This is a genomic window from Neptuniibacter sp. UBA6509, assembly GCA_002435145.1.
Classification (GTDB): Bacteria; Pseudomonadota; Gammaproteobacteria; order Pseudomonadales; family Balneatricaceae; genus Neptuniibacter.
This window is the reverse complement of record DJLT01000075.1, coordinates 1-16,606: the sequence shown is the minus strand read 5'-3', so window position 1 is coordinate 16,606 and position 16,606 is coordinate 1. Positions and strand designations below refer to the sequence as shown.

Sequence of the window (16,606 nt, the reverse complement as noted above, 5' to 3'; positions counted from 1 at the left end):
AAAACTATGGGACAGCAGTGGCTTAGTGCTGCTTTTTTGCTAATTATTCCCACTAAAATACGTATAAAGGGTGTTTTCCCACCCAATAGGCCTTAAAATAGCCCTTACTTAATATATTAAGTCAGACATTAGATCTGACCCACCACAGTGTTTATCTCTATGCCATTACCAACACCTAGTGCACGCTCACTACAACACACCCGTCGAGTCATTTGCGAAGGTTTTAAACGCGATGACGGTTTATGGGATATTGAAGCCCATCTTATCGATACTAAGACGTTCCCTATTGATAACCAAGATAGACAAGAAGGCGTAATCTCACCAGGTGAGCCTTTTCACGGTATGTCTGTCCGAATTACCATCGATATGGAGCTCAATATTAAAGACGCTGTCGCCGTTATGGACTACACACCTTTCAATGCGTGCAAAAGCATCTCTGATACCTATAAACAGCTCATTGGCTTACAGATTGCCAAAGGCTTTACCCGCCGAACAAAAGAGCTTTTCTCAGGACACTTAGGCTGTACTCACCTACTGGAGTTGCTTGGCCCTCTTGCGACAACCGCTTTCCAAGCAACACATCAAGAAAGAGAGAAGCTGGAAAACTATTGGCAAGATGGTACGATCAAACCCCCAATGTTAGACACCTGTCATACATTGGCTTCCCATGGGCCTGTAGTGAAAGAGTTGTGGCCTCATTTTCATGAGAGCGAACATAGCGATCAGATCATTGCGACACTCGCGGTTGAATCAACGACACCGAGCACTGAGTTTAGTTAACGATTAACAAAGGGGCATACACTATGCTGATACATCCAAATAAATCTTGTCTTCTTATTGTTGACATCCAAGACAAATTAGTACCAGCTATCCACGAAAAAGAAGAGTTAGTGAACAATGCGCGCTGGCTTGCCGAAATCGCTGCAAAACTTAATGTCCCTGTCTTAACATCAGAACAATATCCTCAGGGCCTTGGTCATACCATCAGTGAGATTGCCGAAGTTACCCCTGCCGATACAGTCATGGAGAAAGTTCATTTCTCTTGCATGTCTGAGCCAAGCTGTAATGAGACGATCAATGCTATCCGTCCCAATCAAGTTGTGATTGTCGGTATGGAGGCCCATGTATGCGTATTACAAACAGCTATTCAGTTAAAACAGCAAGCACGTGAAGTGTATATCGTCGCAGATTGCGTTTCATCCCGTGATCCTAAAGATAAAGCATTGGCATTAGAGCGTATGCGTCAATGTGGAATCTATATCGTAAGCCGTGAAATGGTTGCATTCGAATGGATGCAAAAATCAGGCACAGATACATTTAGAGAGATCAGTAAGAATTACCTGAGATAGAAGCTAGTCATAAAACCGATCTAAACTCAGATTTAGATCGGTTATCCCCTTCCTCAACTAGCTATAAAGTAAAATCTATTCCAATATTACCCCCTTATACTCCGTATAAAAGTTCTACTTTCATAACTTAAAAGTTTAAATTCACGTGCCCTATAATTATTATATTCTATACTTGTCATATCCTTTTAAGCGGTAATCAATATGACCCAGCCTTTGTGGCAGCCCTCTAAGAAAAACGTTGAACAAACCCATTTGTATCACTTTATGCAGGAGATCAATCAATCCCACTCCCTGTCGCTCAGCTCATACTCGACTCTGCATCAATGGTCAGTTACGCATAGCGAACACTTTTGGGAAGATATATGGGATTACTGCCAGGTAATTGGTAGCAAAGGTGAGGGGCCCTATTTAGTGGATGGTGACAAAATGCCGGGGGCGCAATGGTTTCCCTCAGCTAAACTCAACTTTGCTGAAAATTTACTGCGATTTAGAGACGACCACACAGCGTTAATATTCAGAAATGAAAGCAATACACGTATAGAGATCAGCTATACAGAACTTTACGCCCGAGTCACGCAATGTGCATCCGGCTTAAAAGCGCTTAACGTTAAAAAAGGCGATGTAGTTGCAGGGCTTTTACCTAACATTCCTGACGCTGTTATTGCTATGCTTGCTGCAACATCACTCGGAGCAATCTGGACCTCCTGCTCTCCTGATTTCGGCATACAAGGGGTTATTGATCGTTTTGGGCAGGTTAAACCTAAAGTGCTTTTTACCGTTTCAAATTATCTTTATAACGGTAAAGTTATAGATTGCCGCAGTAAAATAGAGGAGATCTCACAGCAGCTTGAAAACACAGAACAAATTGTGTTTGTTCCATACTTAGACGAAGTCCCCCTGCCCGATAACATTCCTGGCGCTTGCACACTTAATCACTTTCTTGATCAACCAAAACAGACGTTGACGTTTGAGCCTATGAGCTTTTCTGATCCCCTGTATATCATGTACTCATCAGGCACCACTGGTGTGCCTAAATGTATTGTTCATGGTATTGGTGGAACATTATTACAACATCTGAAAGAACACCGTTTACATACAGATATTCGTAGAGAAGATAATCTATTCTATTTCACTACTTGCGGCTGGATGATGTGGAACTGGCTTATCAGCGGGCTCGCCTCAGGCTGTAGCGTTGTGCTTTTTGACGGTTCACCTTTTGCCCCCTCAGCTACGACGCTTTGGGATATGACTGAGCAGGAAAAGATCAGTGTATTTGGAACCAGTGCGAAATACTTGTCCGCTCTTGAGAAAGCGGGAACAAAACCTCATGAGACCCATCAATTAGATAATTTACGAGCAATACTATCAACTGGCTCCCCACTCTCTCATGAAAGCTTTGAATTCGTTTATCGGGATATCAAGCAAGACCTCCTTTTAGCATCGATTTCTGGCGGCACTGATATCATCTCCTGTTTCGCCCTAGGCAATCCAAGCCTTCCGGTTTATACCGGGGAACTACAATGCTTAGGTCTTGGTATGGATGTGGCTATTTACAATGATAAAGGCCAATCCATAACAAGAGAGAAAGGGGAATTAGTATGCCAATCACCTTTTCCTTCGATGCCAATCTATTTTTGGAATGATGCAGATGGGGAGAAATATAAAAAAGCTTATTTCTCACAGTTTGAAAATATATGGGCCCATGGTGATTACGGTGAAATCACCGAGCATACAGGCATGATTATTCATGGCCGTTCTGATGCTGTGCTGAACCCAGGTGGTGTTCGCATTGGAACAGCGGAGATCTATCGACAAGTTGAACGTATAAGCAGCGTTATAGACAGCGTTTGTATTGGACAGCCTTGGGAAGATGACACCCGTGTTGTGTTATTTGTTGTCTTAAAAGATGGCGTTACATTAGATGACAAACTAAAGAAGGAGATTCAACAAACGATTCGGGCACACACAACCCCCCGCCACGTGCCTTCAATCATTATTCAAGTGAATGAAATTCCGCGCACTATCAGCGGAAAGATAGTAGAGCTGGCTATTAGAAAAACAGTGCTTGGTGAAGAGGTGACCAACAAGGATGCCTTAGCCAATCCTCACGCTTTACAGTACTTCTCTAATCTCCCCGAACTTCAGTGTGATGAATAAAGGTGAACAATAAAAGTAAATAATGTAGCTGGCGAATAGACAACCTGAACATGCTTTACATTCAGTAGGGTATGCTTATACGTACATTAGCTGTCAAAATGCAGTAGTGGTCTGCTTATCTAATAATGAATAGATCGCAGTCGCTCTGTTACGATTAGCCCCTAGATCTGAATAGCCCACACGGGATGCTGAACGCAAATAGACTCGCTTAGAAGACATATCAATACGTACTTCAACGTCATCGACAAAACCCAAAAACCGGCTTTCGAAGATGGCAGAAAGATATGAGTTTGACTGGATTTGAACTTTCCCGCCCGCTTTCTCTAACACCCCTTTAATAAGGTGACTGACTTGCTCGGGGTTATCAAAACTATCCGGTATAACAAAAGGCTCTATAAAATGCTCTTGATCGTCTGGGTATTCGGAGCATACACAATTAGGTTTTTCACTACATCTTGCGAGCTGACCATCTACAAGGCCGATAGCACGTCCCTCTTGCGAAGCCATCGCCATAAACCAAAAAACCAGTACGATTGTAACCAGTATTATGAGTGTGAGTAATTCCATTTTAATGTGCTTCTTCCCTTCCATGCTTTGATTTAACTTTGGTTTAACTATGATTTAAAAAGCTGTTTAGTCCCAAACAGCGACCAAAGGGTCAGTTTAAGATACAGCATTAGCAATACTGTAACCTTAAAACTATAGCCTAAAGAAGATTATTGCTTCCTTAACAGAAAGAAGAAATACCAAACAATTGATATAAATCTATATGTTAAAAAATTCCCGCCAATCTCTAGGCATAAAAAAAGAGCCCTGATTGCTCAAGACCCTTTTCTGAACACCTTTAAAATATAAAGGCTTAGTCTTCTCGGCTAGTCACTTCTAGTAGGTGATAGCCAAACTGAGTTTTAATTGGGCCCTGTACAACGCCAACTTCACCCGTGAAAACCGCAGTATCAAACTCAGGAACCATTTGGCCACGACCAAAAGAACCTAAATCACCACCTTGACCACCAGAAGGACAAGTAGAGTGCTTCTTTGCTGCTTCAGCAAAATCAGTACCCGCTTCGATATCTGTTTTTAACTGATTACACTGTTCTTCTGAATCGACCAAAATGTGACGTGCTGTAGCGCGTGCCATTATGAAACTCCAATAATAAATTTATGTAATTGTCGCAACTTTACCCGGCGCATGTATTAACGTCCAGTAAGTATTTACCATAAACATAAGATGAGTCTTCAAAGGGATTTTTCAACCCATAAGGGTTTAGAAAAAGTGCTCAACCATAATCTTATCGCTATAACCGTAACCGGTTCCCCCTCGTAGATTAGCCATAGCCAATACTTCCGCATCTGGGGGGGAGTTTTCTAGAAAACCTTTCTGATAACACCAGCCGACATATATAGCAGCGCGTGACACTTGACCGTAAATCAAACTTTCATTGAAATAATTACACGCCTCTACGAAGTTATTCTTGGATAATAAAATCTGCGCCATAGGAAAACGCGCAAAATCTTCACCCTGCTCTATTCGTTGGCTATAGGCTCTTTCAATACGGCTGGTCATGTAAGACCCGATGTTATCTTCTAAGCGCTCACAAAACTCTTTAACCGTCATTACCGAATCTCTACACAAGCTTGGTAAGCGTCCGACAATCATTGGAAGCATTCGAGGATAGCTTTTATCCTTAGCTAGAATAACCCAACGATCCCTTTCAAAGATAAAAGCGATCGATATTAGTTGCCCTAACGGATTAATTGATGGAAGGTGTTTTGCTTTAACAAACTGAGCCCACTGATCCGCCAGCGCTTCATTATCTTCTATTATGGCCTGACTCGCCCGGTAGCTGTAAAAAGCCTTCTCTGCATGATGCCCCAACTCATGCAGCAACACATCCAGTAACACCCCCTCAAATACAGGCTGCTGTGAACTTATAATCTGTGCAGCTTCTCGCTCACTTAGTTCTGCCCAAATCACCGGTCTCAAAATACTCGTGTGATGAACGCCCTGTGAAATTTCACTGAAATAATAATGAAAGTAATGCTCTATAAACTCACTGCGTGCCGTAATCTGTGTAACTTGATAAGCCTCGGCGTATGCAGAAAGATCGCTAATAAAACGCGCATTGATCAATACCCGTGGAGGTGTCTCATCTAATGCTAAAGCCATGGCATGAGCTCGCATGTTTTCAACAATCGATATTTGAACGTCATTCAAGCGTGTACGCTGTTCCAAGGGCAGCTCGGCAATCACAGGCTCAATGTGCTGAAGCACAAGCTTTTCTATCACTGGACGGTAAAATGTATTGGAATCGGTTACTTCGACTGCCATCACACTTGCGATGTTTGCCATACAAATAGAAGCGCACAACACAAGTTTGAGGATGAAACGCATACAAACCTCCTGCAGCCAACCTATGCACTGTTAATAGCCAATCTAAAAACAGCAATATATAAAATATAGGTTATTTTTTAAGCAGAAAGTTCAGTATGAGAATTAATCAGGAAGGATTGTTACTTTTTTCGGCCCCATTTATCAGCATAAATAAGCTCTTCAAGCTGAAGACGCTTTTCCCATTGTGCTAATTCTAACTCGGGTTTCTTTAAAAACTCCGAGACATAGCCAACACATAGATATGCAACGGGCACAATATTCTCAGGTAGTTCTAATAGCTCTGTTAGTTTCTCTTTTTGAATAATAGAAACCCAGCCAACCCCTATATTTTCAGCCCTAGCGGCAAGCCAGAAATTTTGAACAGCACACACCGTACTATAAAGATCCATCTCAGCCTGATGAGTTTTGCCCAGTACGACTGGACCACCTCTTTCACGATCACAGGTGATACAAACATTGAGTGGTGTATCAAGAATCCCTTGCAGTTTTAAGCTTTGATAGTGACTACGACGCCCACCTTCAAACATTTGAGCAGCTTCATCATTCGCTTCAACAAAAGCATCATAAATACGCTTACGCTGCTCATTGTCACGAATTAGTATAAAATTCCAAGGCTGAGATAAGCCAACAGAAGGCGCATGATGAGCCGCATGTAAAATATTTGTCAGCACTTCATCCGGTATCTCATCAGGTAAAAACTGCCCTCTAACATCACGACGGCCATAAAGCACCTGATAAAAGTCATCACGTATCTCCTGACTGATATCGATATGCTTACTGCTTTTGATATCCTGATCCATAAGCGCACCTGTATTAATATTGTGGCAGTCTACATGCGTGACTCTACGACGACAATCCTATCTTCCATAGAGCGTAGATAAAAAAATACCCGTATCATTAGATACAGGTATCTCTTTATCAACTCAACTCAACAAAGAAAAGATTCTATGCAGCAGAGTTAACATTCTGACCGCTTTGCTCAATAAGCGCCGCGTGTAAGGCAATGATAGCTTGCTCGTAATCCTCTTCCGAGACTAAGCATTGCATCTCAACCTGACGAATTGACTGATGCAGTGCCATAACATTGATATCGGCTTCAGCAAGAGCACTGACAGTGCGCGCCAAAATGCCCTTCACTTTCATATGCGAACCAATCGCAGAAACGATAGCAAGGTTGTGAAGGCAAATTTGACCTTCAGGGTACATCTCTTCCATCAACCGAGCTGCACGGTTTACCATTTTACGCGAACCACCTACGTAATAGGTGATACTGTTGGCATCCGCATCCTTATTAATTACATAAAGCTTCAACTGTGCCAGTAACTTAGAGATCTCGATGTCATAAGCTGCATCACCTAGCATCTCTTGGTCAAAAATTTCGATGCCGAAAACATCTTTACGGCCCGCAATAATTTCAACACGAGGTGCATCGCTATGATATTCCTGGCTAATGATCGTACCTTCGTGATCCGGCTCAAACGCATTCTTAATACGCAATTTGACACCGTTACGGCGTAAACCTTTAGCAGCCTTAGGATGAATAGCTTCCATACCTAAGTTAGACAGCTGATCCGCTACGTCGTAGTTAGTAGCACCAATAGTTACAACATTATCAGTACCCACCAGCATCGGGTCAGCAGAGCTTAAGTGATACTCTTTATGGATAATAGCTTCATCTGCGCCGGTAACTGTAGCGATCATACTGAAAGTCATTTCACTGTAACCACGATCAAAAGTCTTCATCAGACCTTCTTCACAGTGTGTATAGCCCGTAGCAATTAGCATCTCTGAAGCGATATCTACATCAGCAAACTGCTTCTGAATCATCTCTTCAAATGGCAAAGGCTGATCTAAATGCCAGCCGGTAAGATCCACAAACCGCGCATTAATACCTGACTTGCGTAGTGCTAAAACAGAATTATAGGCACTGTGCGCTTCGCCAATAGACGCCAGCATCTCGCGCACTTTCATTAAGTGCTCATCTAACTGGAAATGGCCATAAGTGCATAAATGGTGCAAGCTTTTCATACAATCGCGCACATCATTTAGGCGTTCGATCACAAAGCTGTCTGCAGCATTACGCTCAAACTCTGCGTCTTCAGCAGAAAACAATTCAGCATTGATCTCCTGCATACGCGCTTGAACTTTATTTAGCTCTTCCATCCATGCTTGCTCAGTCTCGGCATTAGCGAAACGAGCATAAACACCCGGCTCACCGGTTTTCTTGTGTTCTAAAAGATAGTTAGTAATACCACCGTACGCAGATACAACAAAAATACGGTTATACAGTTCCTCTGGTGTAGTACGTTTACCCACCAAAATGGTGTCCATCAACTCCTCAAAGCGGCTCATTGAAGTACCGCCGATCTTCTCAACTGTATGCATCGTCTTTCCGGATATCGCAGGTTATCTTTAGGTATCGCCCTAGGCGAAAAATTGGGCACAAATTTTACATCAATATGATGTTGTTGTGTCCTTATTTTTATTCTTAAGACAAAAAAAACCTGTAATCGTTAAATTACAGGTTTTTAAGAGTTTGCTTAAAGACAGTAGCTTAAATGCTGAAGATGCCTTTAAACATAAAGAAGAACATGATCGCTAAGCCTGCACCCGCTGGTAGGGTTACAATCCAAGAAGCAAAGATAGTACCTACAATACGCAAGTTAAGGGCAGCCATACCACGCGCTAGACCTACACCCAGAACAGCACCAACAAGCGTGTGTGTTGTAGAGATAGGTAAACCCGTACCTGAGGCAAATACAACAGTAGTTGCAGCAGCAAGGGTCGCGGCAAAACCACGGCTTGGTGTTAACTCAGTAATATTGCTACCCACGGTCGCAATTACTTTATGACCGTACATCACAAGACCGGCTACGATACCCCCGCCACCTAGCAATAAGATCCAAACAGGCATCGCTGTTTTCTGGGCAACTTCACCACCCGCAGCAACAACACCTACAACCGCAGCTAAAGGACCTACAGCATTCGCCACATCGTTTGAACCATGAGCAAAGGCCATGGCACAAGCAGTGAACATCATCAAGATACCAAACAGTTTCTCAACACTTGAGAAGTGATGTTCGCGGTCTGCTTCTGGATCCGGCGTGATACGTTTCTGCATCTGAATACCGATAATCATAACGACAACCGCAATAGCAACAGACGCTGCAGCACTTTCACCCCAGCTGAAATCCAAACCTACGTGCTTCAATCCCTTAGTGAAAGTCACCATAGAAACCATGAAGCCTACAAGGAACATATAACCAGGGATATATTTCTTGGCGTTTGCAAACGGATTATCCGTATCTAATATGAGCCTTTGCACACTCTTAAAGAGGAAAAAGGCTATTAAACCGGCGGTGACAGGCGATACCACCCAGCTTGCAACAATCTTAGAGACCTTGGCCCAGTTTACTGCATCTACAGAGATACCAACTGCAGCAAAACCAACAATCGCACCCACGATAGAGTGAGTTGTAGATACAGGCCAGCCGAAATGAGTTGCCACTAATAGCCAGATACCTGCTGCCAATAGCGCAGACAACATACCAAACACCAGCAGTTCAGGCGTTCCGGATAGCAAACTTGGGTCGATGATACCTTTACGGATTGTCGCGGTTACCGCACCACCCGCTAGGTAAGCACCTAAAAATTCAAAGATGATAGCAATAATAATTGCTTGCTTTAGGGTTAAAGCTTTAGAACCTACAGACGTTCCCATTGCATTGGCAACATCGTTGGCTCCCACACCCCAAGCCATAAAGAAACCAAATACACATGCGAGAATGACGATGATATCGCCGTACTGAGCAATAATTTCCATTGTAATATCCGAACTAAGTTAGCGGGCTACAAGTAGCTGCAAGCGGCTACCTACTTGTTGAGCGCGATCTGCCAAATCACCAATTAATGTAATCACCTGATAAAGGAACATTACATCGATAGGTGGAAGATCTTTTTCAATGCTGAATAGCTTTAAACGCATGGCACGTTCATGCTCATCAGTGCTATGTTCAAGCTGATCTAACTTATCCAGCATTTTTTCAATCACTTCGATCTCATGTCCACCAAAACCACTATTAACAAGCTCATCTAGCTCTTTTAAAGCAGTTAAAGCTTGTTCAGATGTAGTCAAGGCTACGCGAACATATTCAGTCATATCCGACTGCATGATCTCAGGCACAGACATCTGGCGCCCCAGCATCAAACCCGAAATATCTTTTGCACGGTTTGCAATTTTGTCCTGCATTCTTACGACTTCAAGTAGATCGGTACGAGGTACTGGAAGAAAAATACTTTTTGGCAGGTTTTGACGAATCTGCTTCTTCATTACATCAGCATCGCCTTCAAGAACGGCGATACGATTCTGAATTTTTTCAGCTTCCTGCCAATCATCGGCAATAACAGCTTTAAAAAAAGGAATTAGCTCTACAGCACACTCTTGAGCTTTGGCAATATGTTCTTGCATTGGTTTAAACGGCGAACGCGCAAACATCTGCAAAAACGGACTATTGGTGGAAACCATACTACGTACCCTATAAATCGGTAAACAATTTTGAATATGACTAACATATTCAGGCGAGCGGATTATGACGGAATTATGACCTTGAGTAATTACAGTTTTGTTACAATTTAGTCATTTAACCGTAAAAAAACTGAAATATTTGATTTCGGACATTTTCGAGATATACATAGCGCATTGCTTGTAAATTAGTTGCATACCAATGTATATACATTACTTTAAAAGGGATTTGTTAGCCTGATTCGGCACTCTTTTTAGCGAAAAGATAACCATCCTCACCTGATGCATCAATATCAGCTTCATAGCTCAGCAATGACAAACCGTTAAATCGATCAATATACTCATTGGGCTGTAAACAGAATCGCTGTGAAAAACCCGTTCTTTGATGATGCATCAAGTTAAATGTCGTGATTAGCAAGGTGCCTTCAGGTTTAAGCAGATCTATCAATTTTGGCCATAACAGATCTATAGGCTTATAACGAGAGATCACAATTGAATCAAACAACCCTAAAGAACTGAGATCTGCCTCAGCACACTCAAGGTCCATTGCAGATGTAGAAACCTCATATCCCTGCTGTTTCATATTCTCATTTAATAGTGAAAGACCAACGGTGGAAATATCTACAGCAGATACATCAAATCCCTTATCTGCTAGATAAAGACTCACAGCACCATCCCCTGCAGCTAGGTCAAGTGCTCTACCTGACCGTAATGACTTCCAGTTTCGTTGCAGATATTGAGGGGCTGAAGGTGAATTAGGTGCAGCCGCTTTATCTTGGTAGCGTTTATCCCATTTAACTTGAGCTTTAGGTAGTTCGTTCATAAACCTTCTTATAGTTTGCTTGCGGCTATTGTTTCGTATGCTTCAAATCCCTGCTTTTTCCAGAATCGATCAGCTTGAGTATTTCCCGGATGCCACCCCGCCTGAATAGATGTTGCTCCTTGTGAGCGTAGCCATTTTTTAGCCTCTGCAACCAAAACCTGTCCGTAACCACGCCCCCGCGAATCTGGAAAAACCCAAAGATTAAAAATGACACCACTATTTGGCTGGCTATAACCAATTTGTGTATTCAGAACAACTGAAACAGTACCGAGTAACCGGTCCTTATGTGACTTTAATATCCAAACTTGAGCATCGTCTCGTGCAATACACTGCTCAGCAGTGGGCCTAAGCTCTTGATCAAGATGCTCATGCAGACGCTTGCCAAAGGGCTGAATATGATGAAGAGGAAGCTCTATAGTAAGATGTTTCCAACAATGAACAACCTGATCTAAATCCTGCTTAGATGCAATAGAGGTATGACAATCGAGTGCCATCGCAATAGGCTCGCTAAATAGTTACAAGTCAGATAAAACTTACCTTAGCATGTTCCTATAACGCTGGCTAAGCTCCTTGCCTTGTATTTGCGTTAATCTATCCGCTGTTGACTCGAGTTCTTCCAAGCGTGATTGTGCAGAAGGATGACGTTTTGAAAAAGATTGCCAGAACGCCCCATCATCTTGATGCGCATCTATTTTCTGCAAAACCTCTATATAAGCCATAGGGTCATAGCCTGCACGCGCCGCTATCACCATTCCCATCGAATCGGCTTCTATCTCATCCTCTCGGGCTAAGCCATCACTATAGATATCTTGTACCGTCGTTAGGAGCTTATTTTCGAGTGAATGATCACCTAACATAACCGTATTATTGTTTGAGTCGCCGTCACTGTCTTTAAGAAATCGAGCAAGATCTGCAATCATTCCTACTTTAGCTTCTTTCTGGATGGCGGCTAAGTGATGCTTTTCCACAACATGCGCTATCTCATGCGCTAGTACACCTGCCAATTCAGCTTCGCTACTTAGCTGCTCTAACGTGCCCGTAGTGATATAGATATAGCCTCCAGGGGTCGCGAATGCATTAAAGCTATCATCTCTGATAACAGTAAAACGCCAAGGGATATCTGGTCGCATCGTATGCTGTGCCAACCATATACCCACTGAGCCGACATAACGTTGAACCTCTTTGGCATTATAAATTGAGGCATTTTTCAATAAAACACGGCTCACCTCTTGCCCTAATTCAACTTCCTCTTCTAAAGACTTCTCAAATAAGTCTGACGATTTCTTTGTCGCATCCATTAACGGTGTCAGATTAATATTGTTAACCTGACAAGCACTTACTAATATGCCCACTAATATGATTATCAGGGATCTAGGCTGTCTGTGCTTATTAATAAACATAATCAACCTCCCGAGACGATAGGTTGCCCTCTTTAGCAAAGGAAGCTGCACTTTCTTTAGATACCACATACTTTTCCAATTGCTTTAATGGGACCCCTGTACCTCCAGATACCATGCCAACCTCATCTAACCCTCTTACACCGGTAGTCAGAGTCGTACTAGATTGATATTTCACAGAACCGACAGCGGTCTGCTGGTTAGCTTTAGGTACAAAACGGACTGAAATCATTTTTATCCAGCCCTCTCCTACATCACTCCTAATCTGATACCACCCCCCACGACGCTTCAACAGTCGTAGAGTGCTCTCTTTATCTAGCTGGGCAATAATGGTGCTTGTAGTTGAGGGGGACTGTAATAGAGGAACCGATCTAACCGTATAGGCTAACTGTGAGGCAAAAAGTTGTGTAGAGAGAAAAAATGTCAAAACAACCATCAGGGATTTAATTTTCATCACTCAACCTCCTTGGTTGATATACCGTGACTAACTCTTCCCGGCCTTTAACCTTATAGTCACCAATCAGCTCGAAGTCAAAAGCAGTACCACACGCTTTTCTTGTTTCTTCTGACACTAGCACTCTGCGCCCAGTCTCTTTAGTCAACCCTTCAATTCGGCTCGCCACATTAACGGCATCACCAATAGCGGTGTAATCATAACGACTCTGCGTTCCAATGGCCCCAACAACTACATCTCCTGTATGCAGCCCAATTCCAATATCAAAATCGTATAATCCACACTCACGGCGAAACTGAATCATCTGATCAACCATGTCCAATGCAGCATTGACCGCCGAAATTTCCTGTGAGGAACTTTCAACAGGCTCACCCCAAAATGCCATTATTGCGTCGCCAATAAACTTATCTAAAGTCCCTTGATGATTAAAAATCACTTCGACCTGACGAGAGAAATACTGGTTAAGCAAAGCGACTATCTCTGTCGCCGTTCTGTATTCAGACAGCTGGGTAAACTCTCTAATATCGGTAAACAAAATTGTCACTCTTGTATTTTTACCCGCCAATGCCTGATCAGTTAACCCTTGTTCTAATAAAATTTTGACCACTTTAGGGTCAAGAAAACGACCAAATACATCGACCGTTTTTTTTATCTCTCTCTGTTGTCTAAGCATACGATTGATATAGAAAATCGCCGCTAAAAAAAGATAAGCCGTTATCCAACTAATCACGGGGAAAATGATGGCATTCAACAGCATCAGGTAATAACTAAAAGCACAAAGCAATACAGCAGCAGTAATAAGAGTGAGTAACGCGGGCACTAAATTTTTAATACGTAAAAGAAGAATAACGAATAGCAAAAATAGAATGAGTTGAGATTGCAGAATTACGGTATTGCTAACCTTATGTAGAAAATCCTGATTTAAGAAATTATCAATGGCTGTTGCTAGGATAAAAACACCGGGATAAGTACTGCTAATTGGCGTGACTTGAATATCATGCAAACCCGCAGCGGTCGAACCGATAACAATTATCTTATTTGAAAAGAAATCAGGAAAAAGATAATCCCGCCCTTCACTCAACGCGGCATATACCTCGGCATAAGGTAGACGCTGGTATGGCTGCTCCATACCGCTGTACCAATCTAACCACACATCTTTCTGCTGATTTTTATAGCCGCTAAGATCGTCTGCCAATCTCGCAGGCATAGTCTCAATACCCCAGTTGCCGATTCTGTGCGATGAAGCATACCTTCGGCCCACTCCATCATCATCCACATGGAAATTTATACTGCCTAAACGCCAGACTTCAGGGTCAACCGCTTTAGGTAGAACCAGGCTCGCATGAGGCACAGCAGTATCCCCAGCAGGACTTATAATTGGCACTGTATCTGGATATTGATCTAATCGTGGGAAAAGCGCATCGGAATCGGTTTTCAGGTGCAAAAAAGGTAGATAGACATTATCTGTAGCGGCCAACACCTCGCTAAAATATTGGTCACTTTGCGGATTAAAGATATCCCTATCAGCAAATAGAATATCGAAGACAATCGCTTTAGGTCCCTGTTGCTCGATCAATTCAACCAGTTCGGCATGAATCGCTCTAGGCCAGGGCCAATTACCAGCGATCGGAGCGAGATTACTTAAACTCGCATCATCAATATCAATCACAACAATTTGATCAGATGCCGTATGAGCTTTAGCCCTTTGTTGAACGGTAAAATCCAACCAAATATTATCAAGGCGCTGTAGAAAGGGAAAATGAAGGTTTGCGTAAACAAACAACAAAAACAGTGAACTGATCACCACGGTGACTTTAACGTCTGATCGTTGCTTGTTTTCGACCATAAGCAGTAATACCCTCACGCAAAAGATAAACATGCGTGCTTAAAGCATAGGTCAGTATTAAGCAGACACAACAAACTTCGTTTGGGTCCTTTAAACGAAGTTAAGTTTTATACAATCCCCAGCTCTAGATTAATTTGACTAAGCCAGCTCACAAGCCGTTCTGCGCTTTGTTCACGTTGCCAGTCTTCATCTAAAGCCAAGCCGACAAAGTGCTTTTTGTCCTCAGTTAACGCTTTAGACTCATCAAACTCATAACCTTCAGTGGACCAATAACCAACCACCGATGCGCCCTGAGCAACAACCTTATCATGTAGCATGCCCATTGCATCAACAAACCATTCTGGATAGCCAAATTGATCACCTAAGCCAATAAAAGCAACGTGCTTAGCTGAGAAGTCGATACCTTCAACTTCGTCCCACACATCTTGCCAGTCTTCTTGCACTTCACCGTAATCCCACGTAGGTATGGCAAAAATTGCAGTGTCATACTCACTCACGATGTTAAGAGATACATCCACAACATCAAATAGATCTATCTCCCCAGCGCACCACTGCTCTTTTAATTCAGTAGCAATGTCACCTGTATTGCCTGTCGTTGTCCCATAAAAAAGAACGGTATTCATCTAACCCCCCCCTATAAATCTGAACAATAATGATAACAACTATCATTATCTTACAGATAGAGAATTAATCAAGCCTATCAAACATAAAAAGTGGATTTAAAAAAATAGGAGGATCAGAAACAAAAATGCCCAGCATCGGCTGGGCATTCTTTACAGTATGTAATCTATTGAAAAATTACATTTGAGTTAAGCGAGAGTCATCTTTTCATCGTACTCTTCATACTCTTCATCTACATCCACACCTTCTGGCTCAGGCGTGTTCACAACTGGTTTCTGAACTCCTTTTTTATTCACATTTTTCTGGTGAATTTTATCCAGTTGTCTATCTATTTTGTCAGCCAAAGTATCAAGTGCAGAATAAAGGTTTTCAGCTGTTGCTTTAGCAAATAGATCTTTGCCAGCGATATGTACAGTCGCCTCTGCTATTTCTTCACGTTCCTTTTTCTCAATAATGACATGCGCGCTAGTAATAACTTCGTAACGCTCCTGACTAGTGTTAAGCCAAGCTTCTACTTTTTCTTTTACACTATCTGAAACTTTTGCATTGCGGTGAGTGATTTTTATATTCATGTATAAATCCTTAAAGCAATGTTGCTATTAGAGAACCTAAAAAACAGTTTTTTAACTCCCCTGTACCCTTACAGTAGTACCATTCCTCCAGAGGAATACAAGTACTTTTTCCCATCTTGCTAAAAAATCTTTGTACCGATAAAAATTGAATACTCTGTGTTCAACTGTTGTTTGAAGCGCTTTTTGTATTACGCGAAAATGCCGTCAAAACACCTGCCACGATGATAAAAACAACGCCTAACAAACTGTTAATACTGAGCACTTCATCCCATAACCACTAGCCAAATAAGGAAGCAATTGCTACAGAGGTATAGGTATAAGGCCCTAACTGGCCTGCGGGGGCTGATGCATAACCCTTACTTAAGCATAGCTGAGCAATGGTAGAGGTACAGGCCATTAACAATAACCAGCCTATTTGCTCCATGGTTGGCGTTTGCCAACTAATAATGGCGGGAACAAAAGCGATCACA

At 42.3% G+C, this 16,606-nt stretch carries 17 protein-coding genes and 1 pseudogene; 3 read left to right on the top strand and 15 right to left on the bottom strand.

Going from position 1 to position 16,606, the window contains the following annotated elements:
- The first annotated feature begins 159 nt into the window (after nt 1-159).
- From B4K11_RS09430 to B4K11_RS09420, 3 genes are all read left to right on the top strand, one after another.
- Complete coding sequence (locus B4K11_RS09430) at nt 160-780, top strand: DUF2889 domain-containing protein (protein WP_292953758.1); 621 nt, start codon at nt 160-162, stop codon at nt 778-780.
- 23 nt (nt 781-803) lie between these two features.
- Nucleotides 804-1,349: a hydrolase gene (locus tag B4K11_RS09425; protein WP_292959340.1), complete on the top strand. Its 546-nt coding sequence runs from the start codon at nt 804-806 to the stop codon at nt 1,347-1,349.
- 201 nt (nt 1,350-1,550) lie between these two features.
- The gene (locus B4K11_RS09420) at nt 1,551-3,506 is read left to right on the top strand and encodes an acetoacetate--CoA ligase (protein ID WP_292953764.1); all 1,956 of its coding nucleotides are present in this window, start codon (nt 1,551-1,553) and stop codon (nt 3,504-3,506) included.
- Nucleotides 3,507-3,599: 93 nt separating this feature from the next.
- Here the strand turns inward: B4K11_RS09420 and B4K11_RS09415 are convergent, their stop codons facing one another.
- The 15 genes and pseudogenes from B4K11_RS09415 to B4K11_RS09345 form a co-directional block, all read right to left on the bottom strand.
- Entirely contained in the window at nt 3,600-4,073 is a 474-nt protein-coding gene (locus B4K11_RS09415) for a DUF1499 domain-containing protein (protein ID WP_292953767.1), read from the bottom strand.
- Nucleotides 4,074-4,365: 292 nt separating this feature from the next.
- The gene (locus B4K11_RS09410) at nt 4,366-4,647 is read right to left on the bottom strand and encodes a peptidylprolyl isomerase (protein WP_292953769.1); all 282 of its coding nucleotides are present in this window, start codon (nt 4,645-4,647) and stop codon (nt 4,366-4,368) included.
- 126 nt (nt 4,648-4,773) lie between these two features.
- Nucleotides 4,774-5,901, bottom strand: a complete 1,128-nt coding sequence (locus B4K11_RS09405) for a hypothetical protein (protein ID WP_292953771.1) — start codon at nt 5,899-5,901, stop codon at nt 4,774-4,776.
- Nucleotides 5,902-6,020: 119 nt separating this feature from the next.
- Complete coding sequence (bluB, locus tag B4K11_RS09400; RefSeq protein WP_292953773.1) at nt 6,021-6,701, bottom strand: 5,6-dimethylbenzimidazole synthase; 681 nt, start codon at nt 6,699-6,701, stop codon at nt 6,021-6,023.
- 145 nt (nt 6,702-6,846) lie between these two features.
- Nucleotides 6,847-8,286 carry an aspartate kinase gene (locus B4K11_RS09395; protein WP_292953775.1) on the bottom strand — a complete coding sequence of 480 codons (1,440 nt, stop codon included), beginning with the start codon at nt 8,284-8,286 and terminating at the stop codon, nt 6,847-6,849.
- 169 nt (nt 8,287-8,455) lie between these two features.
- On the bottom strand, nt 8,456-9,724 hold the full coding sequence (locus B4K11_RS09390) for an inorganic phosphate transporter (RefSeq protein ID WP_292953778.1): 1,269 nt from the start codon (nt 9,722-9,724) through the stop codon (nt 8,456-8,458).
- Between the two features lie 18 nt (nt 9,725-9,742).
- The gene (locus tag B4K11_RS09385; RefSeq protein WP_292953781.1) at nt 9,743-10,426 is read right to left on the bottom strand and encodes a TIGR00153 family protein; all 684 of its coding nucleotides are present in this window, start codon (nt 10,424-10,426) and stop codon (nt 9,743-9,745) included.
- A 229-nt stretch (nt 10,427-10,655) separates the two neighbouring features.
- Entirely contained in the window at nt 10,656-11,246 is a 591-nt protein-coding gene (locus B4K11_RS09380; protein ID WP_292953784.1) for a class I SAM-dependent methyltransferase, read from the bottom strand.
- 8 nt (nt 11,247-11,254) lie between these two features.
- Entirely contained in the window at nt 11,255-11,740 is a 486-nt protein-coding gene (locus B4K11_RS09375; protein WP_292953787.1) for a GNAT family N-acetyltransferase, read from the bottom strand.
- 39 nt (nt 11,741-11,779) lie between these two features.
- Complete coding sequence (locus B4K11_RS09370) at nt 11,780-12,646, bottom strand: M48 family metalloprotease (protein ID WP_292953790.1); 867 nt, start codon at nt 12,644-12,646, stop codon at nt 11,780-11,782.
- On the bottom strand, nt 12,636-13,097 hold the full coding sequence (locus B4K11_RS09365; protein WP_292953793.1) for an SH3 domain-containing protein: 462 nt from the start codon (nt 13,095-13,097) through the stop codon (nt 12,636-12,638). The genes B4K11_RS09370 and B4K11_RS09365 overlap by 11 nt, the downstream gene beginning before the upstream one ends.
- Nucleotides 13,087-14,943 carry a CHASE2 domain-containing protein gene (locus B4K11_RS09360; RefSeq protein WP_292953796.1) on the bottom strand — a complete coding sequence of 619 codons (1,857 nt, stop codon included), beginning with the start codon at nt 14,941-14,943 and terminating at the stop codon, nt 13,087-13,089. Before B4K11_RS09360 ends, B4K11_RS09365 begins: the two co-directional genes overlap by 11 nt.
- Nucleotides 14,944-15,050: 107 nt before the next feature.
- Nucleotides 15,051-15,566 carry a flavodoxin gene (locus B4K11_RS09355; RefSeq protein ID WP_292953799.1) on the bottom strand — a complete coding sequence of 172 codons (516 nt, stop codon included), beginning with the start codon at nt 15,564-15,566 and terminating at the stop codon, nt 15,051-15,053.
- 186 nt (nt 15,567-15,752) lie between these two features.
- On the bottom strand, nt 15,753-16,136 hold the full coding sequence (gene hpf / locus B4K11_RS09350) for a ribosome hibernation-promoting factor, HPF/YfiA family (RefSeq protein WP_292953802.1): 384 nt from the start codon (nt 16,134-16,136) through the stop codon (nt 15,753-15,755).
- 277 nt (nt 16,137-16,413) lie between these two features.
- Nucleotides 16,414-16,606: pseudogene (locus tag B4K11_RS09345) on the bottom strand (EamA/RhaT family transporter); the annotation flags it as partial.